22 protein-coding genes and 1 riboswitch are annotated in these 24671 nt (G+C 60.1%); of the genes, 8 read left to right on the forward strand and 14 right to left on the reverse strand.

Annotated elements, in window-relative coordinates; genetic code table 11:
* Position 1: 1 nt before the first annotated feature.
* The 6 genes from E2F51_RS06800 to E2F51_RS06825 all read right to left on the reverse strand — a co-directional run bounded on the left by E2F51_RS06800 (position 2) and on the right by E2F51_RS06825 (position 5970).
* Positions 2-940, reverse strand: a complete 939-nt coding sequence (locus E2F51_RS06800) for an ABC transporter substrate-binding protein (RefSeq protein WP_134823076.1) — start codon at positions 938-940, stop codon at positions 2-4.
* Positions 940-2004, reverse strand: a complete 1065-nt coding sequence (locus E2F51_RS06805) for an alpha-hydroxy acid oxidase (RefSeq protein ID WP_134823077.1) — start codon at positions 2002-2004, stop codon at positions 940-942. Before E2F51_RS06805 ends, E2F51_RS06800 begins: the two co-directional genes overlap by 1 nt.
* Positions 1997-3520, reverse strand: coding sequence for an amino acid ABC transporter permease/ATP-binding protein (locus E2F51_RS06810; RefSeq protein WP_134823078.1), 1524 nt, complete (start codon positions 3518-3520; stop codon positions 1997-1999). The genes E2F51_RS06805 and E2F51_RS06810 overlap by 8 nt, the downstream gene beginning before the upstream one ends.
* 87 nt (positions 3521-3607) lie before the next feature.
* Positions 3608-4492, reverse strand: a complete 885-nt coding sequence (locus tag E2F51_RS06815; protein WP_134823079.1) for a transporter substrate-binding domain-containing protein — start codon at positions 4490-4492, stop codon at positions 3608-3610.
* Between the two features lie 91 nt (positions 4493-4583).
* Positions 4584-5561 carry an NAD(P)-dependent oxidoreductase gene (locus E2F51_RS06820; RefSeq protein ID WP_134823080.1) on the reverse strand — a complete coding sequence of 326 codons (978 nt, stop codon included), beginning with the start codon at positions 5559-5561 and terminating at the stop codon, positions 4584-4586.
* Positions 5562-5577: 16 nt separating this feature from the next.
* Positions 5578-5970 (reverse strand): Rid family detoxifying hydrolase, encoded by a 393-nt coding sequence (locus E2F51_RS06825; protein WP_134823081.1) that lies wholly within the window; start codon positions 5968-5970, stop codon positions 5578-5580.
* A 393-nt stretch (positions 5971-6363) separates the two neighbouring features.
* Here E2F51_RS06825 and glyQ point away from each other — a divergent pair, with 393 nt between their 5' ends.
* Positions 6364-7278, forward strand: a complete 915-nt coding sequence (gene glyQ, locus E2F51_RS06830; RefSeq protein ID WP_013204507.1) for a glycine--tRNA ligase subunit alpha — start codon at positions 6364-6366, stop codon at positions 7276-7278.
* 9 nt (positions 7279-7287) lie between these two features.
* Positions 7288-9357 (forward strand): glycine--tRNA ligase subunit beta, encoded by a 2070-nt coding sequence (gene glyS / locus E2F51_RS06835; RefSeq protein ID WP_013204508.1) that lies wholly within the window; start codon positions 7288-7290, stop codon positions 9355-9357.
* Between the two features lie 102 nt (positions 9358-9459).
* Here glyS and E2F51_RS06840 read toward each other — a convergent pair whose 3' ends face one another.
* Positions 9460-10512 carry an NAD(P)-dependent alcohol dehydrogenase gene (locus E2F51_RS06840; RefSeq protein ID WP_134823082.1) on the reverse strand — a complete coding sequence of 351 codons (1053 nt, stop codon included), beginning with the start codon at positions 10510-10512 and terminating at the stop codon, positions 9460-9462.
* A gap of 232 nt (positions 10513-10744) precedes the next feature.
* Here E2F51_RS06840 and E2F51_RS06845 point away from each other — a divergent pair, with 232 nt between their 5' ends.
* Both E2F51_RS06845 and E2F51_RS06850 read left to right on the forward strand, forming a co-directional pair.
* Entirely contained in the window at positions 10745-10999 is a 255-nt protein-coding gene (locus E2F51_RS06845; protein WP_041692165.1) for a hypothetical protein, read from the forward strand.
* Positions 10996-11511, forward strand: a complete 516-nt coding sequence (locus E2F51_RS06850) for a type II toxin-antitoxin system YafO family toxin (protein WP_134823083.1) — start codon at positions 10996-10998, stop codon at positions 11509-11511. Before E2F51_RS06845 ends, E2F51_RS06850 begins: the two co-directional genes overlap by 4 nt.
* Before the next feature lie 51 nt (positions 11512-11562).
* Here E2F51_RS06850 and E2F51_RS06855 read toward each other — a convergent pair whose 3' ends face one another.
* From E2F51_RS06855 to E2F51_RS06885, 7 genes are all read right to left on the reverse strand, one after another.
* On the reverse strand, positions 11563-11856 hold the full coding sequence (locus tag E2F51_RS06855) for an HTH-type transcriptional regulator (protein ID WP_013204512.1): 294 nt from the start codon (positions 11854-11856) through the stop codon (positions 11563-11565).
* 207 nt (positions 11857-12063) lie between these two features.
* Positions 12064-15663: an urea carboxylase gene (uca, locus tag E2F51_RS06860; RefSeq protein ID WP_134823084.1), complete on the reverse strand. Its 3600-nt coding sequence runs from the start codon at positions 15661-15663 to the stop codon at positions 12064-12066.
* 78 nt (positions 15664-15741) lie between these two features.
* Complete coding sequence (locus E2F51_RS06865) at positions 15742-16377, reverse strand: urea amidolyase associated protein UAAP2 (RefSeq protein ID WP_134823085.1); 636 nt, start codon at positions 16375-16377, stop codon at positions 15742-15744.
* A 10-nt stretch (positions 16378-16387) separates the two neighbouring features.
* A complete protein-coding gene (locus tag E2F51_RS06870; protein ID WP_134823086.1) occupies positions 16388-17095 on the reverse strand; it encodes an urea amidolyase associated protein UAAP1 in 708 nt (235 codons plus the stop codon).
* 9 nt (positions 17096-17104) lie between these two features.
* Positions 17105-17869: an ABC transporter ATP-binding protein gene (locus E2F51_RS06875; protein ID WP_053141150.1), complete on the reverse strand. Its 765-nt coding sequence runs from the start codon at positions 17867-17869 to the stop codon at positions 17105-17107.
* Positions 17870-17878: 9 nt separating this feature from the next.
* On the reverse strand, positions 17879-18691 hold the full coding sequence (locus E2F51_RS06880; RefSeq protein WP_134823087.1) for an ABC transporter permease: 813 nt from the start codon (positions 18689-18691) through the stop codon (positions 17879-17881).
* A gap of 16 nt (positions 18692-18707) precedes the next feature.
* Positions 18708-19763, reverse strand: coding sequence for a putative urea ABC transporter substrate-binding protein (locus tag E2F51_RS06885; protein ID WP_053141146.1), 1056 nt, complete (start codon positions 19761-19763; stop codon positions 18708-18710).
* A 62-nt stretch (positions 19764-19825) separates the two neighbouring features.
* Positions 19826-19920, reverse strand: a riboswitch (guanidine-I (ykkC/yxkD leader).
* A gap of 434 nt (positions 19921-20354) precedes the next feature.
* Between E2F51_RS06885 and E2F51_RS06890 the strand changes: the two genes are divergently transcribed.
* Genes E2F51_RS06890 through E2F51_RS06905 form a run of 4 tightly spaced genes read left to right on the forward strand, consistent with a single transcriptional unit; the run spans position 20355 to position 24671 of the window.
* Positions 20355-21074, forward strand: a complete 720-nt coding sequence (locus tag E2F51_RS06890) for a FadR/GntR family transcriptional regulator (protein ID WP_134823088.1) — start codon at positions 20355-20357, stop codon at positions 21072-21074.
* Positions 21071-22075 (forward strand): ABC transporter ATP-binding protein, encoded by a 1005-nt coding sequence (locus E2F51_RS06895; protein ID WP_134823089.1) that lies wholly within the window; start codon positions 21071-21073, stop codon positions 22073-22075. Before E2F51_RS06890 ends, E2F51_RS06895 begins: the two co-directional genes overlap by 4 nt.
* On the forward strand, positions 22072-23160 hold the full coding sequence (locus tag E2F51_RS06900) for an ABC transporter ATP-binding protein (protein WP_134823090.1): 1089 nt from the start codon (positions 22072-22074) through the stop codon (positions 23158-23160). Before E2F51_RS06895 ends, E2F51_RS06900 begins: the two co-directional genes overlap by 4 nt.
* Positions 23157-24671 carry an ABC transporter substrate-binding protein gene (locus tag E2F51_RS06905; protein ID WP_209215487.1) on the forward strand — a complete coding sequence of 505 codons (1515 nt, stop codon included), beginning with the start codon at positions 23157-23159 and terminating at the stop codon, positions 24669-24671. The genes E2F51_RS06900 and E2F51_RS06905 overlap by 4 nt, the downstream gene beginning before the upstream one ends.

Genomic DNA, 24671 nt, shown 5'->3' on the forward strand with positions numbered 1-24671 from the left:
GTTAAGGTTTCACGCTGGCGGCGAGGGACACGTCCACCAGCGCGGCAAAAGGAACCGGGATTGCCGGGCTCAGCCAGCCGGCATCGGTCAGCAGCCGCGCAAAGCGGTCGAAATCGTCCTGCATCATCAGCGGAGACGCCGCAAAGACCTTCGCCTGCAGATAGGCATCCAGTCCGGTGACCAGCGCCGCTTCAGGGTAATCGGGATACCAGGGCTGAACCTGGGCCGCCAGCGCCTGCGCGCTGTGCTGCTGCAACCACTGCTGCGCGGCGTTCATCGCCGCCGTAAAGGCAACGAATGCCGCATGTTTGGCGGCCAGCACGTCACGCCGCGCAATATAGGCACTCCACGGAATATCGCCGCACAGCGGTGCCAGGCTGGCGATACTGTGCAGCTCGCCACGCGCAATATAAGGTGCCAGCGCGTGCATCGAATGCAAGGCGTAATCGGCTTCGCCACGGCTGACGGCAGCCATATCGGCCGCTTCGTCGCCGCTGCCGGCAATCAGCTCAACCTCGTTTTCAAGCTGGTGCTGACGCAGCAGCCAGGTGAAGCTCAGGGTCGCCGTGCCGACGTTGCCGACATCAATCACCCGCTTGCCGCGCAGGCTTTGCAGGCTAAACCCGCCGTCCGCGCTGCCGGCCGCGAGGAACCACGGGTTGGCAGACACCGCAGCAGCAAAGCACAGCAGCTCCGGGCCGTTTTCCTGATAATTTTTCATCATCACCATCGGGCCGCCAATGGTCAGATCGGCCTCGCCCGCGATCACCGCCGGCACCTGGCCACCCTGCACGGTGTGACCGCCGGATTCTGCGGTGGTGAAGTTGACGCGAAGGCCGTGCTTCGCAAACAGGCCGAGGCTGTCGGCCAGATACTGCGCGCAGTAATAAATGCGGGATTCGCTGCGGTCGCCCTGGTTAAGCGTTAAAAGCATCGTCATCAGACGGGTTCTCCGGCAGAGGTAAGAAACGACGGGTTCAGCTCGCGTATTTCGCTGACGCCGCACCAGTGGCTGAGGGCGGTGATTTCATTCACCCAGCCCGACAGCAGGCCAAATACCGCCTCTTCGCCACCGGCGACCAGCGCGCTTATCACCGGACGGACCACCAGCGATAATGACGCGCCCAGACAGGCAGCGACCACCGCATCGGTGCCGCTGCGCACGCCGCCATCCAGCACCAGATCGCCCTGATACTGCTGACGCAATGCGGCCAGCTGTTGCACCGGCGTGGCCCAGCGCGAACTCTGGCGCAGGCCGATATTGGAGGCAATGATGCCCTGACAGCCGACGTTCTGCGCCGCAACCGCATCGTCAGGATGCAGAATGCCTTTTACCAGCAGCGGCAGCTGATGCCTGGCCGCCATTTCGCACGCCTGGCGCAGTTCGTCCCAGCCCCAGCACGGGAAAGCCGGTAACGCCTGCACGCCAGGCCCGGTGGAACCGATGGTTTTCATGCCGCGCTGCAGCAGCGCCTCGCCAATCGAAAATCCGCCGGGCTGCAGGCCGGCAACCGGATGAACCGGTGCCAGCACCGTCAGAATAATGCCCTTTGCGCCGCATTCGGCGGCATGGGCGATCAACTCTGCAATGCGGGAGAGATCGCCCGCCGCGCGTAGCTGCAGCCAGCAGCCGTCATACACCGCACAAATCTCCTTCAGCGGCGTGACCGTCTCCTCAGAGATGGCCAGCGGCAGCTGCAGACGCTTGCAGGCACGGGCAATCGGCAGCAGCCCTTCGGGGTGGAAAATCGCGTCACCGGCAAACGCGCCGACGCCAAGCGGTGCCGCCCAACGCTGTCCGGCAAATTCAACCTGGGTATTAATGCCTGTGTTGGCGCGCATCACGCGGGGCAGCAGGCGATAGCGTTGCAGGTCCTGACTGTTGACGTCGCAAGCGTTCAGCAGCGCATCCGCCGGCTGGCCCATCATATAGCGGTACAGCGGCTCGCCCAGACGCTGGCGGGTCTCCAGCTGGAAGGGCAGCCCGTTGGCTGACTCAGGCATGGTGACTCTCCTGATGGTCCTGTTCGTGTTTCAGGAAGGTGGCAAACGCGTCGGTTTCCGGCTGCTGCAGAATCGATGGCGGGCCCTGCTCAATCAGCTGGCCGCCCTGCAGGAACACCACGCGATCCGCCACGCTGGCGGCGAAGGCCACGTCATGGGTACTGATAATCATGGTGATGCCGGTTTGCGCCAGATTACGGATGGTCTGGTTAACTTCACGCACCAGCTCCGGATCCAGTGCCGAGGTTGGCTCATCAAACAGCAGAATACGCGGCTCGGCGGCGAGTGCGCGGGCGATGCCGACGCGCTGCTGCTGGCCACCGGACAGCTCGTGCGGCAGGTTGGCAACGAAGTCACCCAGACCCACCGCCCGCAGCGCACGTAAGCCTTTCGCGCGCGCCAGCTCTTCCTGCACGCCCTGCACCCGCAGCGGAATGCTCATGGCATTATCCAGCGCGGTCAGATGGTCAAACAGGGCAAAATGCTGGAAGACGATGCCGATGCCGGAACGGGCGCGGTTCATCGGCAGCAGACGTTCCGGCAGCGCGCGGCCGCTTTCGTCGTAGCCCATGATGTGGCCTTCGGTGGCAATTTTGCCGCTGGAGCGTGGCGTCAGCGCCAGAATCGATTTCAGCAGCGTACTTTTACCGGAACCGGAGCGGCCCAGCAGCACCACCACTTCGCCACGGCGAATATGCAGCGATAGATCCTTCAGCACCGGCTTGCTGCCGTACTCCACGCACAGGTTGTCGATTTCCAGCACCGTGGCGGCTTTGTTGGTGTCCCAGCGCTGTTTCGGCAGCGCGACCCCTTCGGCCTCCACCGGCATCGGCAATCTCTCCAGACGCAGACGGGCACGGCGGGCGCGGTCTTCAAGGTTGTAGTGACGCTCAAGCCACCACTGGCCGCCGGCCAGCAGCGAGGAGAGGATCATATAGATGCCGCCTGACGCCACCAGCACCGGAATAAACAGGAAGTTCTGGGAAACGATGGTCTGCCCACGCATGGTCAGTTCGTTCACGCCGACCACCGAGGCCAGCGAGGTGGATTTCAACAGGCCCACCGCTTCGTTGCCCATGGTTGGCAGAATGGCACGCAGCGCCTGCGGGATAACCACATGGATCATCTCTTTGGTCCGTGAATAGCCAAAAGCCTGCGCGGCGGTGCGCTGATTGCGATCGGTAGCGAGAATGCCGCCACGGATAATTTCCGCGCAGAAGGCGGTTTCGTTGATCATCAATGCCAGTAAGGCACTGAGGAAAGGACTGAAGCGCAGGCCAAACTGCGGTAACACGTTGTACAGCAGGATCAGCTGTAACAGGACCGGCGTGCCACGCAGAATATAGATATAGACCTGCACAGGAAAACGGATAATCCAGTGGCGGGAGGTGCTGGCCAGCGCCAGAAAGAACCCAATAATCACCCCACCTGCCAGCGCACCCACCAGCAATTCCAGCGCGATAACGGCACCCTGCCACAGATACGGCAGGGTTAAATACTTCAGAAAATCCTCCACGCGCTTTCTCCCGCTGTCGGACGCTTACCTTACCCCGGCCCTGCAGCAGCGTTCGCCGCAGGGCCGGTCGTTCACTGACCTTACGGCTTACCCTTTATCGACGGCGATACGCTGGGCGCTGGCGCCCTGGCCCCAGTAATCCAGCAGTTTTTTCTGCGCGCCGCTCTCCTGGATCACTTTCATCGCATCCAGCACCGCATGACGCATCACGGTGTTGTCTTTGGCGATTGGGAAACCGACCATGATCGGCAGGTCGACGGTGAAGGCGGTGTCGAAGCTTGGGTCGGCCTTGGCGATTTCACGCGCGGAGCCCGCTTCGGTCAGATAGATATCTGCACGACCGCTTTTGATCGCCTGAATGCTGTTGTCGGTGTTTTGCACCATCAGCATGCCCACTTCCGGCTTACCGGCCGCTTTGCATTTTGCCGTCTGCTCAGGCACCAGCTTGGTGGCTTCATAAGTGCCGGCCGCTGCCGCGACGGTTTTGCCGCACAGGTCATCGGCAGAGAGGATTTTCTTCGGGTTGCCCTTGGCGACGATCGAACCGTCCTGCACCTGCACCGACGCCACAAACGCAATCTGCTTCAGACGTTCAGGGGTGACGTACAGCATCGGGCCGATATCGGCACGGCCGCTGGAGATCGAGGTCAGCAGCACGTTGAACGAACCGTTCTGATAGGTATGCTTAAAGCCCAGGCAGCCGCCGATACGATCGAACAGCGACGGGTCCAGACCTTCAATCACCGTAGGATCGGCCGCGGATGGCGCTTCGAAGCCTTTGGTGTAGCCGCCCAGACCCACCACCACGTCCTTGCCAACCAGCGAAGGATATTTGGTTTGCAGCGTTTTACACTGCGCCATCGCACCGAACGCGTCGGCGGAAGGTGTAACCGGGTCCGCAGCCTGCGCGCAGAGAGAGACCAGTGCGCCGGTCAGACCGGATACGAACAAAGCGATGCGTGCTAATTTCATTAAAAGATTCCCCTGGTGCTGGTATGTGTGGAAGCGATGACCTGCAAGAAATGAATCACGTTCGACTGCGTTTGTTGGTGTTGGCGTAAGATCAATAACCGTTCTTTTTACTCACCCGGTTTATCAGCGGCTCTTTGGCCAGGTACCGTTCGAGGTTCTGCTCGAACAACGTCAGGCAGCCGTCGAGATAGGCGCCGTGGTCGTCCAGACTGCAATGCGGCGTGATGATCAGCCGCGGGCACTGCCAGAGCGCGTCGCCTTGCGGCAGCGGCTCCTCGTTAAACACATCCAGTACGGCACCGGCCAGTTGCCCGGCGGTCAGCATGTCGCTGAGGGCGTCGTAGTCAAAAACCCTGGCCCGACCGGCGATGATCACCCCGGCACGCGCCGGTAATGTCGCCAGCCGTTGACGGCTGAACAGCCCGTCGGTGGCAGGCGTCAGCGGCAGCGTGGAGACCAGCACATCGGTATCGGCCAGTTCGGCATCCCCGTCGGCGATGCGGATACAGCGCGCAACGTCAGCGGTGGTCTCTCCGCTGCGGGTCACGCCCGTTACCTGATAGCCCTGACGGGTCAGTAACGCCGCAGCGGCTGACCCGATGCCGCCCAGCCCAAGCAGCAGCACTTTTTTACCGCGCGCGCAGCCGCCGAAGGTCGGACGCCACTGCTGACCGGCCTGATCCTGCAGAAAGCCGGGAATGCCGTAGTTGAACATCAGCGCCGACATCAGAATAAATTCCGCGCCTTTGTCGCCATGCACGCCGGAAGCATTGGTGAGCTGCACCGCGTCTGGCCACTTCTCCAGCCAGCTCTCCACGCCCGCCGACATCACCTGCACCCAGCCGAGCGTTGAGGCGGATGACAGATGCTGATACAGCGGGAATTTGCGGCCGGCCCAGACGATATCGGCCGCCGGTAAAAAGTCGGCGATCCGCTGCGGATCGCTGTTTTCACTCAGCGTAAAGCGTCCGCGCAACGCCGGGTTGGCTTCCAGACGTTGCATCAGCACGGCCTGCGGCAGTTGCAGCGCGTCAGGGCCTGCCGGGTCGTTTTCAATGTGAATATGCATGCTGTTCTCCCGCGCCTCAGCGCATTGCCGTCACTTCCATCTCAACCAGTAAATCCGGGTGGTTGAGCTGGATGCCGACCGTGGCACGGGCCGGGAACGGGAAGGCGAAGTAGCCGGCGTAGACGTCGTTCAGCTGCGAGAACAGCGACAGGTCGGTGAGGAAAATGGTGACACGAACCACGTTGTCGAAGGTCATCTCAGCCTGGCTCAGCAGGTCACCGACGTTTTTAAGCACCTGGTGGGTCTGTTCCTGAATGGTGTTGCCGACGATGGTCGCGGTGTAGGGGTCAATCGCCACCTGGCCGGAAATGAACAGCATCGGTTCATGCAGTACCGCAGCCGACAGCGGCGCGGGGCCCATCGGACGGTCTTCCGGATTCATACCTGGGTAGCAAATAGCCTTTTTCATATGCGTCTCATCGTGCGGTTGATGCAGCCAAATTCGTATACGATTAGACGAAAGTCAACGCGCGAATTTTCACCAACCGGTCAGTTTTGCTACGCTGGTATGGTGATCGCGGTCGACAAAGTGCGTGGGATTTCGAATTAAAGGGGTGTTAAATCATTTGCTTAGGGATTATCGCCCGTTCTCTGTTGACGGCGAAAAAAGCGGCTGGACAGAACGTATACGATTTTCTGATGATAGCGCCTGGCGGGGTAATCAGCAGCAGAATGCGCCAATCTGCCAGGCTGTTGAGGCGCTGTCTGGCTATTGCCCGTTACAGCGGGCTGACACTCTGGCGGTCAAAGGGTATACTGACGCCCACTTTTTATAACCTCTCGTATCGCGTGCGGATCCAACATGCAAAAGTTTGATACTAAAACCTTTCAGGGACTGATCCTGACCTTACAGGATTACTGGGCTCGCCAGGGCTGCACCATTGTTCAACCACTGGACATGGAAGTCGGCGCCGGCACCTCTCACCCCATGACCTGCCTGCGTGCGTTAGGCCCGGAGCCGATTGCGGCCGCCTACGTTCAGCCGTCACGCCGTCCAACCGATGGACGCTACGGCGAGAACCCGAACCGTCTGCAGCACTACTACCAGTTCCAGGTGATCATCAAGCCTTCACCGGACAACATTCAGGAGCTGTACCTGGGCTCGCTGAAAGAGTTGGGCATGGACCCGACCATTCACGATATTCGTTTCGTGGAAGATAACTGGGAGAACCCAACGCTGGGCGCATGGGGCCTGGGCTGGGAAGTGTGGCTGAACGGCATGGAAGTGACGCAGTTCACCTACTTCCAGCAGGTTGGCGGCATGGAGTGCAAGCCGGTCACCGGTGAGATCACCTACGGTCTGGAGCGTCTGGCAATGTATATCCAGGGCGTGGACAGCGTTTACGATCTGGTCTGGAGCGACGGCCCGCTGGGCACCACCACGTACGGCGACGTGTTCCATCAGAACGAAGTGGAGCAGTCCACTTACAACTTCGAATACGCCGACGTCGACTTCCTGTTTACCTGCTTCGAGCAGTACGAGAAAGAGGCACAAAGCCTGCTGGCGCTGGAGAAACCTCTGCCGCTGCCGGCCTACGAACGCATCCTGAAAGCGGGCCACACCTTCAACCTGCTTGATGCGCGTAAAGCCATTTCCGTCACCGAGCGTCAGCGCTACATTCTGCGCATTCGCACCCTGACCAAAGCCGTGGCTGAAGCCTACTATGCGTCTCGCGAGGCGCTTGGCTTCCCGATGTGCAATAACAAGAAAAAATAAGAGGCCGCCATGACTGAGAAAACTTTTCTGGTGGAGATCGGCACCGAAGAGCTGCCACCAAAGGCACTGCGTAATCTTGCTGAATCCTTTGCTGCCCACTTCACCGCAGAGCTGGACACCGCGGGCCTGACCCACGGCGCAGTGAGTTGGTATGCCGCGCCGCGCCGCCTGGCGCTGAAAGTCGCCAATCTGAGCGCCGCACAGCCCGATCGTGAAGTTGAAAAACGCGGCCCGGCGATTGCCGCTGCGTTTGACGCCAACGGCGTGGCCACCAAGGCCGCCGAAGGCTGGGCACGGGGTTGCGGCATCACCGTCGACCAGGCCGAGCGTCTGAGCACCGACAAAGGCGAATGGCTGCTGTATCGCGCCCAGGTGACCGGCGAAAGCGCCCAGTCGCTGCTGCCGGCGATGGTCAGCACCTCACTGGCAAAACTGCCGATCCCGAAACTGATGCGCTGGGGCGATTCCGACGTGCAGTTTGTCCGTCCGGTTCACACCGTGACGCTGCTGTTGGGCGACGAAAGTCTGCCGGCGACCATTCTTGGCGTGGCGTCTGGCCGCACCATCCGTGGTCACCGCTTTATGGGCGAGCCTGAATTCACCATCGATAATGCTGACCAGTACCCGCAGATCCTGCTGGAGCGCGGCAAGGTGCAGGCGGACTATGAAGTGCGTAAAGCGCAGATTAAAGCCGATGCTGAAGCGGCCGCCCGCGAAATCGGCGGCGTGGCAGATTTAAGCGACAGCCTGCTGGAAGAAGTCACCTCGCTGGTCGAATGGCCGGTGGTGCTGACCGCGAAGTTCGAAGAGAAATTCCTCGCGGTGCCGGCCGAAGCGCTGGTCTACACCATGAAGGGCGATCAGAAGTACTTCCCGGTCTACGATACCGCGGGCAAACTGCTGCCAAACTTTATCTTCGTCACCAATATCGTGTCGAAAGATCCGCAGCAGATTATCTCCGGAAACGAGAAGGTAGTGCGTCCACGTCTGGCTGATGCCGAGTTCTTCTTCAACTCAGACCGTAAAAAGCGTCTGGAAGATAACCTGCCGCGTCTGGAAACCGTGCTGTTCCAGAAAGAGCTGGGTACGCTGCGTGACAAAACCGACCGTATACAGGCGCTGGCAGGCTGGATTGCCGGACAGATCGGTGCGGACGTCAACCATGCGACCCGTGCTGGCCTGCTGTCCAAGTGTGACCTGATGACCAACATGGTCTTCGAGTTCACCGACACCCAGGGCGTGATGGGCATGCACTATGCGCGTCACGATGGCGAAGCAGAAGACGTGGCGGTGGCGCTGAACGAGCAGTATCAGCCGCGTTTTGCCGGTGACGATCTGCCGTCCAACCCGGTTGCCTGCGCGCTGGCTATCGCCGACAAAATGGATACGCTGGCCGGTATTTTCGGCATCGGCCAACATCCGAAAGGCGATAAAGACCCGTTCGCACTGCGCCGTGCCGCGCTGGGCGTGCTGCGTATTATCGTCGAGAAGAACCTGCCGCTGGATCTGCAAACGCTGACCGAAGAAGCCGTGCGTCTGTACGGCAGCAAGCTGAGCAACGGCAAGGTGGTCGACGAAGTGATCGACTTTATGCTGGGTCGTTTCCGCACCTGGTATCAGGAAGAAGGCCACAGCGTGGACACCATCCAGGCCGTGCTGGCGCGTCGCCCAACCCGTCCGGCAGACTTCAACGCCCGTATGAAGGCGGTGTCGCACTTCCGTACGCTGGAAGAGGCTGCCACGCTGGCGGCGGCGAACAAGCGCGTCTCCAACATTCTCGCCAAGGCTACCGAGCCGCTGAATGACAGCGTGTCGGCGTCCCTGCTGAAAGAGAACGAAGAGATCCAGCTGGCGACCTACGTCTCCGCGCTGACCAGCAAACTGCAGCCTTACTTTGCAGAAGGCCGTTATCAGGATGCGTTAATTGAGCTGGCTCAGCTGCGCACCGCTGTCGACAACTTCTTCGAGAAAGTGATGGTGAATGCCGAAGAGCGTGAAGTGCGGATTAACCGCCTGACGCTGCTGGCTAAACTGCGTGAGCTGTTCCTGCAGGTTGCAGACATTTCGCTGCTGCAGTAAGCGTGAAATCAGCGGGTGGCGTGTTTGCATCCGCTGGTACCTATAAAAAGGGCGGGATAATTCCCGCCCTTTTTGATCGCTTTAGTCGCGATATCGACGACGTTAGCCGCGTTTAGAGGCTTTCATATCGATCACGAAGCGGTACTTCACATCCCCTTTCAGCATCCGCTCAAACGCCATTTCCACCTGATCCAGAGTAATCACTTCCACATCGGAGACGATGTTGTGCTCACCACAGAAATCCAGCATCTGCTGCGTTTCCTGAATGCTGCCGATTGAGGTGCCGGAAATGCTCAGGCGCTTAAAGACAATCGGCGTGACGTTTGGCGACGGGTGCGGCGCGTCCGGGATGCCCACCAACACCAGATGACCGTTGGTCTTCAGCGTATGCAGATACATATCCAGATCGTGCGGCGCGGCAACGCAATCCAGAATCATATCGAGGCTATTGGCTTCGGCCGCCATCTGCGCGGCGTCTTTCGACACCACCACTTTACTGGCACCCAGACGCAGCGCATCGGCACCTTTGGCGGGTGAGGTGGTAAACAGCACCACTTCCGCGCCCAGCGCGCTCGCCAGTTTCACCGCCATATGGCCCAGGCCACCCAGACCGATCACGCCAACGCGCTGGCCAGGCTGCACGTTCCAGTGTTTCAGCGGTGACCAGGTGGTGACGCCCGCGCACAGCAGCGGCGCAACCGCATTCAGCGGCAGATTTTCCGGAACGTTAACCACAAATTTGCCGTCGACCACGATGCTTTCGGAGTAGCCACCGAAGGTTTTGCCGCCGATGGTTTTCTCGTCCGCGTTATAGGTTGCGGTGAAGCCGGCTTCGCAGTACTGCTCTTCGCCCTGATGGCACTGTGAGCAATGTCCGCAGGAATCGACCATCACGCCGACACCCACCAGATCGCCGGCCTTAAACGCGGTGACGTCCTTGCCGGTGCCGATCACGCGACCCACGATTTCATGACCCGGTACTAACGGGAACTGGCTGACGCCCCACTCATTGCGCGCCATATGCAGGTCAGAGTGGCACACGCCACAGTAGTGGATATCGATATGCACATCGCCAGCCTGCAGCTCACGGCGTTGAAATTCAAAAGGTTCGAGGGGAGTTGTCGCAGACGTTGCTGCCAGACCATATACCTGCATGGGGGATGCGCCTTGTTTTGCAAAGCGGCGTAGAGTAGTGAAATGCAGCGGTGAGGGCAAGGCGGAAGTGTAAATTGGAATATCTGACTCGCATTCATACACGGATTTGTCATTTTCCATTAGCCGAACAATTATTGTGCCGTTAACTCCGTCATCCAGGCCTCGAGTTCGCTGGATTTTATCTGTGATAAGATTGTATGATTACTAGGCAAGTGGTAACAGGAGGCTAAATATGGCCGATATGAAATTTATGACTGCGGAAAGTGTGCTCGAACGCACCACGTTGGGAAGACCCAACGAAGTCCTCCGTCACAGGAAAGCGCGTGCACTAAAACGTGCTTACGCTAGTGCAACCAGAGTGGTGGTCCGTGTTCCCGTGACTTCGGGTCATGGCATCTCTGAAGAACGCGCGATGGAAATTTCTCAGCAGTTTGTCGATTTGTACGAAAACAAAGATAAACGTAAGAGAGGATTTAAGCGGGCATGATGCTAAAGGGAGATGTATATGTCAGCGGCAACTATGAGTACCTGATGGAGTGTGAAAGAAACCAGGGAAAGCATGAGTTAGAGACAGCATTAAGGGACTTCAAAATATACTGGTCAACCCCAGGTTTCCATTTAAGTTTTGGCAAGGATAGCCAGTTCACCCGCCCTTATCATCCAGCCCCTGGTATTCTGGCTTGCTCAATTCGAAAAGCGCATGTCAGGCCAGCTATCTTTACAACTCTATTTGGACAAAATGGTTCTGAAGCCAAATGGAATCTTCAAAAAATCCCGCGCACCGCAACCAGTAACACCTACCTGATTTACGCAGTCAACAGCAACAGGGATGCTTTGGTGATGGCACTCCTCCATGACGCTCATTACCAAACGCAGTCAAATGATCTTATGGAAGGGTTCATGGAAACGGCGGATAACTGGTTTTGTGATATGCGCGTCAAACCCCTCTCGGTTGCAGCTCAGGATTCTATCTGGTCTGTCCATATCTGGAAAAAATAACCCTTCACCCCCCCAGAAACACAAAACCCGCCAGATGGCGGGTTTTTCGGATTACCCCAGCAGTTCTCTGCTGAGACAGGGATTAAATTGTATCAACTGCATCAACTTTTGAGCGCTGCGCGACGGTTTCGTCCGCTTGGCTTCCCAACTCTTAACCGATGAAACGCTCACGCCCAATGCCAGGGCAAATTCGTCAATTTCCATGCCGGTGATTTCCCTGATGCGTTTTGGTTCGGGTATCGATACTTCACCCTTTAATGCGGGAGCGGCCTGGATAACTTCACGCGTTAAGACAATATGTTCGAGGCTTGATAACAACTCTCCCATTGGGTCTTTCAATTCCATAATTCTCTCCTCATAAAAATCACAAATGTGAACGGCCAGAGGGTAAAGAACCTGATTCTCAGGTTCAGAATGCTGGCTACAACAGCCGCTGGGGTGGCTCAGAGAGGTTGCTCAGAGAGACAGCGCAGGGAAACGCCAGGATCATAAGTATTAGATCAAATCCTGGGATTTACGTCATATTTTTAGACTATATTTCACTCTTGCTTTTCATCGACTCTCCTCCTCCATCACCAGTAAAAGTTGCCCGGCCTGCACCTGCTGTCCAGCGGATCGTTGTAGCGCACGGATGGTACCGTTTACACTTGCCACAATCGGGATCTCCATCTTCATCGACTCAAGGATCCCCAGCGTCTCGCCAGCGCTGACGCGGTCTCCCGGCTTAACCAGCCATTGCCAGACGCTGCCGGCCACCTGGCTTTCTACCGGCGAACAGCCGGCGGGGATCGCCTCGTCCTGGAGGATCTCTTCCTGCAAGCTGCTGTCAAACGTGAATTGCCCATCGGCACGCCAGCGGGCCAGTTCTTCATCAAACGCCCGCTGCCGTTGCTGCTGAAAAGCGGCGATCTGCGGCTGGTTGTCGATCAGGCTTTGTTGGTAGTCGGCGAGGCTGAATTCGCCCTCTTCGCTGCGTAAAGGATAGCGGCCCCACGGGAAGCGCTCGCGGATGCTTAACAGCTCTTCTGCACTGACCGGGTAGAAGCGTATCTGGTCGAAGAAACGCAGCAGCCACGGCTGGCGAAACGCCTCGGTCTGACGGTCGCGGTTCCACATCTGCATCGTGCGGCCCACAAACTGATAGCCGCCGGGTCCCTCCATGCCGTAAACGCACATATAGGCGCCGCCGATGCCGACCGAGTTTTCTGCGGTCCAGGTACGCGCGGGGTTGTATTTGGTGGTCACCAGCCGGTGGCGGGGATCCAGCGGCGTGGCCACTGGCGCACCGAGGTAGACATCGCCCAGCCCCATCACCAGATAGCGGGCGTTAAAGACGATATCCTTTACCTCATCCCCCGAGGCCAGGCCGTTGATCCGTCGGATAAATTCAATGTTGTCCGGGCACCAGGGCGCATTCGGGCGCACCGACTGGGTGTAGCGCGTCACCGCTTCGCGACAGGCGTCATCATCCCAGCTCAGCGGCAGCCAGACGGTGCGGGAAGGCACGGTGGCGTTCTCCAGCGCACCAAGTTCGCGGTCGGCCTGCAAAAGCGTGGCCAGCAGGGTTTCACGCGGCAGCACCAGGCTGTCGAAATGGATCTGCAGCGAGCGAATGCCTGGCGTCAGCTCCAGCCTGCCGGTCTGCGGGCGGGCTTCCAGCCACTGCATCAGCGCGTGAACCCGAAAACGCAGGGCGATATCCAGCTGCGCCTCGCCGTATTCCACCAGCAGGAAGCGATCGCCCGCCGCACGGACGATCAGCGCCGGCTGAGCTTCGCTAGCCGGTTGATGAATCAGAATCGGATCCGCCTGGCGACGATCGTCCGGCATTGCCGCGACCGGTTGAAGATCCGCTGCGATCTGGTTTTCCTGACGGGCCAGACGATCCGCCTCACTCAGCGAAACCGGCAAAAACCGCACGCTGTCGCCGGCTTTCAGCTGCCCCAGCTTCCACAGATCGGCGGCTATCACCGTGGCCGGGCAGACAAAACCGCCCAGCGACGGGCCATCCGGACCGAGGATCACCGGCATGTCGCCGGTAAAATCCACGGTGCCAAACGCGTAAGCGTTGTCGTGAATATTTGACGGGTGCATGCCCGCCTCGCCGCCATCGCTGCGCGCCCATTCCGGTTTCGGGCCAATCAGCCGGATGCCGGTGCGGCTGGAGTTGTAGTGCACCTGCCAGTCCGCCGCAAAGAAGCTGTCGATGTCCTGCGGCGTGAAAAAGGTCGGTGCGCCATGCGGTCCGTAAATCACCCGCAGCTGCCACTGGTTTTGCCAGTCCGGCATCAGCTCATCCGGCAACGCTGCCTGCGCACGGCATTCCGGCTGAGCCAGATGCAGCACGTCGCCGGTGCGCAGCTGACGCCCGGCATGGCCGCCAAATTTGCCCAGCGTAAAGGTGCTGCGGCTGCCCAGATAAGCCGGGCAGTCGATTCCGCCGGCAAGCAACAGATAGCACCGGCAGCCCGCGCCGACGATGTCACCCAGCGTCAGCGTCTGGCTCGCGCGCGCGTTAATGATCCGGCCATTGCTCAGCACTTCGTCATCCAGCCGGGCTGCAATCGCCGCGCCCGCCAGCACAAAAGCGCAATCCTGATTAAAGCGCAGCGTTGGGCCACGCAGGGTGATCTCCAGCCCGGCGGCGTCCGGCGGATTGTTCAGCAGGCGGTTGCCGTGGCGGAAAGAACGGCTGTCGAACGGGCCCGATGGCGGCACGCCAACATGCCAGTAACCGGCGCGGCCTGGCGCATCCTGAACGGTGGTCAGCGTGCCGCCGCTCAACACATCGACCGTGGCGGGCGACCAGCTGACATTACCCAGGGTGGCGGTGATCACGCGGCCCTGTTGCACCTCCGGCAAAGTCAGCAGATGGCGCAGCCAGTGCAGGTTGGTTTCAATCCCGTACAGCGCGGTGGCGCCCAGCGCCTCAGCCAGAGACGCCAGCGCCTGAGGACGATCGGCGGCATGAACCAGCACTTTTGCCAGCATCGGATCGTAAAACGGCGAGACTTCGATGCCGCTCTCCAGCCAGCTGTCGATGCGCAGCGTGCCGTGGCTGACCTTGTCAGGAAACTGTACCTGGCTTAGCAAACCGGCGCTGGGCTGGAACTGTTTGGCCGGATCTTCGGCATACAGACGCACCTGAATCGCATGCCCGGCCGCAACGGTTTTTAACGAGGCGATCGGCGGCAATGCGCCCGCACCCAGCTGCACCATCCAGCGGACAATATCCACGCCGTAAATCATCTCGGTGACGCCGTGCTCAACCTGCAGGCGGGTGTTCACTTCGAGGAAGTAAAACTGCTGCGTATGGTCGTCAAACACATATTCCACGGTGCCCGCGCTACGGTACTTCACCGCCTGGCACAGGCGAACGGCGGTTTCTTGCAGGGCCTCACGCACCGCATCACTCAGCCCCGGTGCCGGGGTCTCTTCAATCACCTTTTGATTGCGGCGCTGCGCCGAACAATCCCGTTCACCGAGCGCGATTACCCCACCTTCGCCATCGCCAAACACCTGCACTTCAATGTGGCGGGCACGGGCGATAAACTTCTCTAAAAAGACGCCATCATCGGCGAAATTATTGCCCGCAAGGCGCTTCACACGGGTAAATGCCTCGTCGAGCTGTGACCGATCATCACAGCGCTGCATGCCGATCCCGCCGCCGCCGGCGGTGCTTTTCAGCATCACCGGATAGCCGATCGACGTCGCTGCGGTGTGCGCCTCGTCCAGCGAGGTCAGCAGGCCGCTGCCGGCCAGCAGCGGCACCGCATTCTGCTGCGCCAGCTCGCGGGCGCGGTGCTTGAGGCCAAATGCCGCCATCTGTTCAACCGTCGGTCCCAAAAAGATGACCCCCGCCCGATCGCAGCGGGTGACAAAGCTGGCATTCTCGCTGAGAAAGCCATAACCCGGATGGATCGCCTGCGCCTGCGATTGAGCGGCGATCTGCAGCAATCTGTCCTGATTCAGGTAGGTATCCCGCACGCTGCCGTCGCCCAGCGACCAGGCCTCATCGGCCAGACGCACATGCTGTGAATGGCGGTCGGCGTCGGCATACACCGCAATGGCTTTGACGCCCATCGCCTTTAAGGTACGGATGATGCGCACGGCAATGGCACCACGGTTAGCGATTAATACGCGCTCCAGCATAAGTTCACTCTCTTTTCAGGCAGGTCGTCCTGCTTAATCAGGGCACGCAACTGCGGGTCGTCCCGCCGTGCCAGAGGGCTACCAGATTGCGACTTCGACCGGCGTCGGGTTGTAGCCATTGCAGGGGTTGTTCAGCTGCGGACAGTTGGAGATCAGCACCAGAACGTTCATGTTCGCCACCATTTCGACATATTTTCCCGGCGCGGAGATGCCGTCGGCGAAGGTCAGGCCGCCGGCCTGGGTGACCGGGACGTTCATAAAGAAGTTGATGTTGTGGGTGATGTCGCGACGGGTCAGGCCGAATTCCGGACGCTCCGCCACCGCCAGCATCCAGCTGTCGCGGCAGGCGTGCATATGCCGTTTTTCCAGGTCATACCGCACGGTGTTGCTCTCGGTGGAGCAGGCACCGCCGAGCGTGTCGTGGCGGCCACAGGTATCGGCGGTAATGGTCAGCATCGCGTTGTCATCATTGGAGCGCAGCACGCTGCCGGCGGTCAGGAAGACGTTTTTCTGCCCGCGCAGCGTGTCGCTGAAGCTGTAGCGTTCCGCCGTATCATCGGCGTTAAAAAACAGCGTGTCCGCCGCCTGATTGCCTTCCAGGTCGGTAATGCGCAGCGTCTGACCGGCTTCCACGCGGTAGAGCCAGTAATCGCCTGCGGCGATGGTTTCGCTGTGCACAGCCTGCGCCACGTCATTGGGACTGAGTGTGTTCATTGCAGGCTCCTTACGGCTGGCCGGTTAAGTGGTAGAGGTCGTTATTGCGCAGGCCGCGTTGGTTCTCTTCCCGCATCAGGCAGTGTGCCGGCAGCGGCGCGGTCTGGCCGTCGAGCACGATGCCCAGCCGCTGCTGAGGATAGCGATCCCCTGCCGCCAGCGGATGCGGGCAGCTATGCAGGATCACCAGCGTATCCATCGCAAAGCGCAGCGTCACTTCGGCGCCCTTTTTTCCCTGCTGTTGCAGTTCAAGCTCGCCCTCATCGCTGGCGGCGACCTGGGCAAAGAAATTCACGCAGGACGCCATATCGCGCTTGCCCAGCCCGTACTTGGCCAGCTCGACCAGGAAGCTGTCGTAGCCGTTCTGATGCCAGTCATTGCGCGCACCCTGATAATCCCGGGCACCAAACTGCGCGGCGACCTGCTGCGCATTGCTGCTGCCGCAGACGCTCTCGTGCCAGCCAAAGCTGTCCTGCTCGATGCCGCAGAAAATGCGGCCCATATCGGAATACAGGCAGTGGCCAGCGGTGAGGCGAAAGGTGTGCTGGCACTTCAGCGTGTCGGGCGCGTTGTAGCGCTCCAGCAGGTTCTCCGGGTTGTACATCAGCAGCCCGGCATTGACGCCGCCGTCGATGTCGATCAGCCGCAACGCGCTGCCGCGACGCATCCGCAGGGACCAGTGCGATCCGGCGGGTAACAGAGTTTCGTAGGTTGTCATCGTTCCTCCTCAGGCCACCCGAGCGATGGGCGGGGCTTTCTCAGCCGCCGGCCGTCCTCGCTCCAGGGGAATATCGTAAGTGATGCTCGCGCCCCAGGCGTCCGGCTGATGCGGATCGTGGCGCAGCTTGTCGAACACCCAGAGCCGCGAGCCCAGCGTGAAGCCCTCTTTCAGGTCGTGGGTGATCATAAAAATGGTCAGATTGTGGCGTTGCCACAGATCGCCGATCAGTTCGTGCATCTCACCGCGGATCCCCGGGTCGAGCGCGCCAAACGGCTCGTCGAGCAGCAAAATGCGCGGCCGCTTCATCAGCGCCTGCGCCAGCGCCAGCCGCTGCTGCATCCCACCGGAAAGCTGATGCGGGTATTTGTGCTGTGCCGGCACCAGACCCACCTGCGCCAGCATCTCCAGTGCCCGTTCGCGGATCGGCTGGCGCTTTTTGCCCCAGACGCGGCCCAGCCAGCGGGCCTGGCTGAACTCATCGGCCAGCATCACGTTGCCCAGCACCGTCAGATGCGGAAACACCGAATAGCGCTGAAACACCACGCCACGATGGTCGTCCGGCTCCTGCGGGATCGGTTTGCCATCCAGCAGCAGCGCGCCTTTGCTCGGGCTTTCCGTTCCCAGCAGCATATTGAGGAAGGTGGTTTTTCCGCAGCCGGACGCGCCGACGATCGACACAAATTCGCCCTCTTCCACGCGGACGTTCAGCCGCTCCAGCACCACCTGCTGGCCGTAGTGTTTTTCCAGATTTTTCAGTTCGATAATCGCCATACTTCCCCCTTATTTGGCGTAGTACCACGGCCAGCAGCGGCGGCTCAACACCCGCAGCAGCAGGTCGAGAGTGAACGCCAGCAGCGTGATCCACGCGACATACGGCAGGATCACGTCCATCGCCAGATAGCGGCGCATCAGGAAGATGCGGTAGCCCAGCCCTTCGGTGGCAGCAATGGCTTCCGCCGCGATCAAAAACAGCCAGGCAGAGCTGAGCGACAGCCGCACCGCATCAAACAGGCGCGGCATCAGCTGCGGCAGGATCACCCGCCAGAGGATCTGCGCGCTGTGGCCGCCCAGCGTCTGCGCCTTGACCAGCTGTTCGCGCGGGATGGTCTGTACCTGCAGCATCAGATCGCGGGTAATCATCGGGGTGATGCCGATAACGATCAGCACCACCTTCGACACTTCCCCCAGGCCGAAGCAGATAAACAGGATCGGCAGGATTGCCAGCGGTGGCACCAGCGCGAACAGCGTAATCAGCGGCGAGAGAAAGGCGCGGAACACCGGCAGCGCGCCGCAGAACAGGCCGAACGCCAGCGCCAGCAGGCCGCCAATCACCACGCCCATGCCGAGACGCAGCAGGCTGGCAACCGTGTCGCTCCACAGCAGATACTCACCGGTGCGCGGGCTGGGTTCGAAAGCCATGCGGTACACCGCCTGACCCATCGCGTTAAAGCCCGGCAGTAGCTTGTCGGCCTGGTTCAGGCTCAGCCGCGCATCGGACGCCAGCAGATAAACCAGCAGCAACGCCAGCAGCGGCAGAAATCCCATCATGAAGCGGGCCATCGGCACCGGTTGGTAATTGATCATCTTGCGCATAGGGCGTTCCTCCGGGTTACAGCTGATTAGCCGCAGCCAGCCTGGTGTACTCATCGGTAAAGCGCAGCTTGATGTTGCCGGCATTGCCCCAGTTTCCGGCAGGCGTGGCGATGCCCACCACATCCGCACCAGGTGCCGCTTCGCCCAACAGGCCGTGCTTAAAGGAGAACTCGGCCACCATCTGCATGGTGGCTTTGATTTGTGGCGTGTCGATAAAGTCAAGGGTCAGTTTGGCATCGCTGAACAGGTGGGTGGCGGCCAGCTGCTGGTCGAATCCGGCCAGATCGGTACCGGACGCTTCCGCCATTTGCGTGCGGGCCTTGATCGCTTCAGGGGATTTGCCGGACATGGTTTTCAGGGTTTCGTACCAGGCACCGGTCAGCGCCTTGCCCAGCTCAGGATGCTGCTTCAGGGTGGTGGTGTTGACCACCAGCAGGTCGAGGATTTCGCCCGGAATCTGCGCTGAGGAGAACACCAGATGGCTGTTCGGCTGTTTCTCCGCTTCGGCCAGCAGCGGGTTCCAGGTGACGATGGAACCGACCTCTGGCGTGCTGAACGCGGCGACCAGATCGGCATCGGCGGTATTCACTACCTTAACGTCTTTTTCGCTCATGCCGGATTTATCCAGCGCGCGGGCCAGCAGGTAATGCGACACGGAGAGTTCGACCAGGTTGATCGGTTTGCCCTTCAGCGCCGCAACGCTGTCTGCGCCTTTCACCAGAATGCCGTCGTTGCCGTTGGAGTAGTCGCCGACGATCAGCGCGGTGCTGTCGACGCCGCCGCTGGCCGGAATGGTCAGCGCATCCATATTGGTCATGGTGCAGCCGTCAAAGCCGCCGGAGGTGTACTGGTTCACCGACTCGATATAGTCGTTAACCTGCACGAACTGGATATCGATGCCGTATTTGTCGGCCCATTTTTTGACGATGCCGCTTTGCTGCGCATAGTCCCAGGGCATCCATCCGGCATAGATTGACCAGCAAATTTTAAAGGTGGGCTTTGCCGCAAGGGCATTGACGCTGAACAGTGCGAGGGCACAGAGAAGAAGCAGACGCGTGAAGGCTGTGATCATGGTGGTTCCTCTGACGTTGGCGAGTGGAATAAAAGCAGGAGGCAGCGAGCAATATCGCGCTATCCTCCCGGGCTTTTGTCCCGCCGTGTAACCGCCAGAGGGCGGTCGGTCACTCTCGGACCAGCGTCTTTCGACCGGAACCCTAGTGACCCATTTTCAAATTGTGTGGCGATACCGGTTACCCGCCATCGCTCCTGCATCGTTAAAGACAGGCAAGAGTGATGCCAGGTTTGTAATGCGCTGAATCGCCGGGGTTTTGCGATAAATGCCGGTGTGAAGCCGCGGGCCACTGCGCCGAAACGGAACAGTGCTGCACCATCGCAGCGCAGATGGCCGCATTAGTGGTCGGTAAATGTTAACGGCTTTGACTCTACCCGGCGTTTCGCCGCCGGAACAAAAATCTGCGCCATGTTTAAATCCTCCCAATTTCAATCAATTAGCGCGACGTGGCTCACAAATTAATGAACCAATAAAAAATTGGTTCGGTTCTTGCCTACTTTAAAGAAAGAGAGACTGTGCAAACTATCACCAATTGTGATGGTAAGCGCCGATAACCGCCCTTTTTCTGATGAGTAAACAAGCGAACCAATTATGGGTGACACGCCAGAAACCGCCGTTAACTCCAGCTCCGCGCTGGAAAAGCTTCGCCAGCTGCTGCAACAGCACGAGGCGCAACCTGACCTGCCGCTACCCACCGAACGCGAGCTGGCAGAACGCTTTGTCGTCGGCCGCCGGGAAATTCGCCGGGCGCTGGATGTGCTGGAAGAAGAAGGCCGGATCTGGCGCAAACAGGGTAAAGGCACCTTTGTTGGCCCGGCCGCGCCGGTGCAGCCGCTGGTGCTACAGGATCTGCCGCAGCAATCCAATCTGCTGGGGGTGATGGAGGCGCGCGTGCAGCTGGAGCCGGGCCTGGCGCGGATGGCAGCGCTGCGGGCGACCCATGAACAGATTGCGCTGCTGAAACGCCTGCTGGAAAGAATGCAGAGCATCACGCTCGGCGACGGCGATCAGCATGAGCTGTGGGACAGCGCCTTTCATCGCGCCATCGCGGAAGCAGCGGGGAACCGGCTGATGCTCGGCCTGTTTGATGCCATTGATGCGGTGCGCCGCGAGCCCAGCTGGCAGCATCTGCGCGAGCTGGCCCGCACTCAGGATCGCCTGAACAACTACGACGACCATCATCAACGCCTGGTGCAGCACATTGCCGCCCGTCAGCCGCGCGAAGCGGCAGCGGCGATGCGCGAGCACCTGCTGGCCCTGCAACAGGCGCTGATTGAAGCCATCAGCAGCGGCGACGAGGAGCAACCATGAGCCCTGACCATCCTTCCCCGGTACTGGCCGTCTCCCAGCTCAACGTGCAGTTCACCGGCTCGCCGGTCAGCGTGCTGGACAATATTTCGCTTGAGGTCCATGCCGGTGAAACCCTGGCGCTGGTCGGCGAATCCGGCTGCGGCAAAAGCATCACCTCGCTGGCGTTAATGGGGCTGTTACCCGCCAGCGCCCAAGTGAAGCACGGCAGCCTGTCCTTCCTCGAGCAGAACCTGCTGACCCTAAGCCCGCGAGAGTACGCCGACATTCGCGGCAACCAGCTGGCGATGATTTTTCAGGAGCCGATGACCTCGCTGAACCCGGCGTTCACCCTGGGCGATCAGCTGAGTGAAGCGGTGATGCGCCACCGCAACGTCAACCGCCGTGAGGCGATGAAGGTGGCGTTACAGATCATGGAAAAGGTGCAGATCCCCGCGCCGGAAATGCGGCTGAAAGCCTGGCCTCATCAGCTTTCCGGCGGCATGCGCCAGCGCGTGATGATCGCCATGGCGCTGATTAACCACCCGAAGCTGCTGATTGCCGATGAACCAACCACCGCGCTGGATGTGACCATTCAGGCGCAAATCCTCGCGCTGCTGAACACGTTGAAAGCCGACACCGGCACCGCGGTCCTGATGATCACCCACGACCTCGGCGTGGTGGCGGAAGTGGCGCAGCGCGTGGCGGTGATGTACGCCGGGCAGGTGGTGGAAACCGGCGACGTGGAGGAAATTTTCAACGATCCGCAGCATCCGTACACCATCGGGCTGATGGGCTCGATCCCCAGCCTCAGTGCGCGCAGTGCCGCGCTGGCGACCATTCCGGGCACCGTGCCGCTGCCTGAACAGATGCCGGCCGGCTGCCGCTTTGCCACCCGCTGTCCCTTTGCCGAAACCCGCTGCCATCAGCATAAACCCAGCCTGAAAGCCTTCGGTCCCCGTCATCAGGTGGCCTGCTTCCGCGCGCCGCTGGAACAGCACATTACGCTGGGAGAAATTGCATGAGTACGCCGATTCTGGAATGCAGCGACCTGAGCAAAACCTTTGCCGGTCCATCCCGCCTGTTTAAGCGCAATCCGCAGGTCACCGCCGTCGATCGTATTTCGCTAAAGGTGATGCCAGGCGAGACGCTGGCAGTGGTGGGCGAGTCCGGCTCTGGCAAGTCCACGCTGGGCCGGCTGCTGCTGCGCCTGCTGTCACCGACCCAGGGCAAGGTGTTTTATCAGGGCGAAGACATTACCCAGGCCAGCGGCGCGCGCCTGAATCAGCTGCGCCGCGAGCTGCAGATTATCTTCCAGGACCCGTTTGCCTCGCTCAATCCGCGCATGAACGTCGAAAGTATTGTCGGCGAGCCGCTGTGGCTGCATGAATCGCTCTCCAGCAGCCAACGTCAGGAAAAAGTGGCCGATCTGCTGCAAACGGTCGGCCTGCCGGCGGCCTGGTCCCCCCGCTATCCACACGAATTCTCCGGCGGCCAGCGTCAGCGTATCGGCATCGCCCGCGCGCTGGCTTCCGGTCCCAAACTGCTGCTGGGCGATGAGCCGGTTTCCGCGCTGGACGTGTCGGTGCAGGCGCAGGTGGTCAATCTGCTGGAGAACCTGAAGCAGCAGTTCGGCCTGACGATGATTATCGTGGCGCACGGCCTGGCGGTGATCCGCCATATGAGCGACCGCGTGGCGGTGATGTACCTCGGGCAGATTGTGGAGCTGGCAACGGTGGACGAGATTTTTGATGCGCCGCTGCATCCCTATACCCAGGCGCTGATCGCCTCCGCACCGCAGCTTCAGCCGGGCGTCAGTCGCCCGATCCCGATGTTGCAGGGCGATCTCCCCAATCCGGCCGATCCGCCCTCCGGCTGCCGTTTTCACACCCGTTGCCCGCACGTTAGCGACGAATGTCGGCTGGTTGAGCCGATTCACCAGGTTTTACCGGGCGGCCGCCAGATCGCCTGCCATCGCTGGCAGGAGATCAACCGCGACCGCAGCGTAATCACGATTGCTCCACCTTCTTCCGCCTTTTTACGGCGTCGTGCGCTGTTTGAACAAGCGGTTAAACACCATTCAATCCCCTCTGGAGAAGTGACGCGATGAAAGTACGCCACACGTTGTTAACCGCTTTTGGCGGCCTGATGCTGCTGGGCAGCCTGCAGGCTCAGGCAGAAAGCACCCTGCGCATTGGCCTGGGCGCCGATCCGGATATGCTCGATCCGCATCTGGCCCGCACCTACTACGGCCGTTTTGTCTTTGCGGCGATGTGCGACCGTCTGGTGGACGTCGATGAAAATCTGAAGGTGGTGCCAGGCCTGGCGACCGACTGGAAATGGAGCGAAGACGGCAAAACGCTGACCATGAATCTGCGTCAGGGCGTGACGTTCCAGGACGGCGAGACGTTTGATGCAGACGCGGTGAAATTCAATATCGACCGCGCGCTGACGCTGCCGGGATCGCTGCGTAAGAGCGAAATCTCCTCGATTGAGTCGGTAGAAGTGGCGTCGCCGTCCCAGGTGATTTTCCATCTGAAAACCGCCGATGCCGCCCTGCTCAGCCAGCTGACCGACCGCGCCGGCGCGATGCTGGCCCCGAAAGCCGCCGCCAAACCGGACTTCGCCACCCATCCGGTCTGTTCCGGCCCGTATCAGTTTGTCAGCCGCGTGCAGCAGGACCGTATCGTGCTGAAGCGTTTTGAAAATTACTGGAATAAGGCCGCTTACCACTTCGATAAAGTAGTGTTCCTGCCGATCCCGGACGCCTCGGTGCGCCTGGCTAACCTGCGCTCTGGCGACCTCGATCTGACCGAAGGCATCGCCGCCAGCGATGTGAAGACCGTTGAAGCCGACAGCAAGCTGGCCCTCGCCAAAACCACCGGCCTCGGCTATCAGGGCATTACTTTTAACATCGCCAACGGCAAGGTCGATCCGGCCAACCCGTTCGCCAAAGATGCCCGCGTGCGTGAAGCCTTCTCACTGGCTATCGATCGCGATGCGCTAAATCAGGTGGCGTTTGAAGGCGTATATACCCCGGCCAATCAGGCGTTTTCCCCGGTCAGTCCCTATCACGTCAAACTGCCGATCGCCCCGCGTGATGTGGAAAAAGCCAGGGCCCTGCTGGCCGCCGCGGGCGTGAAAACGCCGGTTAACGTTACGCTGCTGGTCACCAATAACCCCACCTCTCAGCAGGTCGGTCAGGTGATCCAGGCGATGGTTAGCGAAGCGGGCTTTAACGTCAATCTGCAAATGAGCGAGTTCGCTTCCCTGCTGGATCGTCAGCAGCGTGGAGACTATCAGCTCAGCCTGTCTGGCTGGTCGGGTCGTCCCGATCCGGACGGCAGCATCTTCTCGTTTATCAACAGCAAAGGCACCCTCAACGACGGTCGTTACAGCAATCCGCAGGTGGACAGCTGGCTGACCGAAGCCCGCCAGACCAACGATCAGGCCACCCGCCAGGCGCTGTATGACAAGGTGGTGAAGCAGCTGCAAACCGATATGCCGATTGCCTATCTCTACTTTGAGCCGCGCATTTTTGGCATGAACAAGAAACTGCAGGGCTTTAAGGCCTGGCCGGACGGGCTGGTACGCCTGGCTGGCGTGAAGATGGCCCCGTAA

The sequence above is a fragment of the Erwinia sp. QL-Z3 genome (assembly GCF_004551645.1).
Lineage (GTDB): Bacteria > Pseudomonadota > Gammaproteobacteria > Enterobacterales > Enterobacteriaceae > Erwinia > Erwinia billingiae.

Bases quoted from the DNA above. Each gene is read 5' to 3' on its own strand.
- E2F51_RS06815 (WP_134823079.1), bottom strand. From the start codon at position 4,492: ATGAAATTAGCACGCATCGCTTTGTTCGTATCCGGTCTGACCGGCGCA.
- E2F51_RS06855 (WP_013204512.1), bottom strand. From the start codon at position 11,856: ATGGAATTGAAAGACCCAATGGGAGAGTTGTTATCAAGCCTCGAACAT.
- E2F51_RS06880 (WP_134823087.1), bottom strand. From the start codon at position 18,691: ATGCGCAAGATGATCAATTACCAACCGGTGCCGATGGCCCGCTTCATG.
- E2F51_RS06840 (WP_134823082.1), bottom strand. From the start codon at position 10,512: ATGCAGGTATATGGTCTGGCAGCAACGTCTGCGACAACTCCCCTCGAA.
- E2F51_RS06900 (WP_134823090.1), top strand. From the start codon at position 22,072: ATGAGTACGCCGATTCTGGAATGCAGCGACCTGAGCAAAACCTTTGCC.
- glyS (WP_013204508.1), top strand. From the start codon at position 7,288: ATGACTGAGAAAACTTTTCTGGTGGAGATCGGCACCGAAGAGCTGCCA.
- E2F51_RS06805 (WP_134823077.1), bottom strand. From the start codon at position 2,004: ATGCCTGAGTCAGCCAACGGGCTGCCCTTCCAGCTGGAGACCCGCCAG.
- E2F51_RS06875 (WP_053141150.1), bottom strand. From the start codon at position 17,869: ATGGCGATTATCGAACTGAAAAATCTGGAAAAACACTACGGCCAGCAG.
- glyQ (WP_013204507.1), top strand. From the start codon at position 6,364: ATGCAAAAGTTTGATACTAAAACCTTTCAGGGACTGATCCTGACCTTA.
- E2F51_RS06895 (WP_134823089.1), top strand. From the start codon at position 21,071: ATGAGCCCTGACCATCCTTCCCCGGTACTGGCCGTCTCCCAGCTCAAC.
- E2F51_RS06820 (WP_134823080.1), bottom strand. From the start codon at position 5,561: ATGCATATTCACATTGAAAACGACCCGGCAGGCCCTGACGCGCTGCAA.
- E2F51_RS06845 (WP_041692165.1), top strand. From the start codon at position 10,745: ATGGCCGATATGAAATTTATGACTGCGGAAAGTGTGCTCGAACGCACC.
- E2F51_RS06885 (WP_053141146.1), bottom strand. From the start codon at position 19,763: ATGATCACAGCCTTCACGCGTCTGCTTCTTCTCTGTGCCCTCGCACTG.
- E2F51_RS06905 (WP_209215487.1), top strand. From the start codon at position 23,157: ATGAAAGTACGCCACACGTTGTTAACCGCTTTTGGCGGCCTGATGCTG.
- uca (WP_134823084.1), bottom strand. From the start codon at position 15,663: ATGCTGGAGCGCGTATTAATCGCTAACCGTGGTGCCATTGCCGTGCGC.
- E2F51_RS06850 (WP_134823083.1), top strand. From the start codon at position 10,996: ATGATGCTAAAGGGAGATGTATATGTCAGCGGCAACTATGAGTACCTG.
- E2F51_RS06825 (WP_134823081.1), bottom strand. From the start codon at position 5,970: ATGAAAAAGGCTATTTGCTACCCAGGTATGAATCCGGAAGACCGTCCG.
- E2F51_RS06890 (WP_134823088.1), top strand. From the start codon at position 20,355: ATGGGTGACACGCCAGAAACCGCCGTTAACTCCAGCTCCGCGCTGGAA.
- E2F51_RS06870 (WP_134823086.1), bottom strand. From the start codon at position 17,095: ATGACAACCTACGAAACTCTGTTACCCGCCGGATCGCACTGGTCCCTG.
- E2F51_RS06800 (WP_134823076.1), bottom strand. From the start codon at position 940: ATGACGATGCTTTTAACGCTTAACCAGGGCGACCGCAGCGAATCCCGC.
- E2F51_RS06865 (WP_134823085.1), bottom strand. From the start codon at position 16,377: ATGAACACACTCAGTCCCAATGACGTGGCGCAGGCTGTGCACAGCGAA.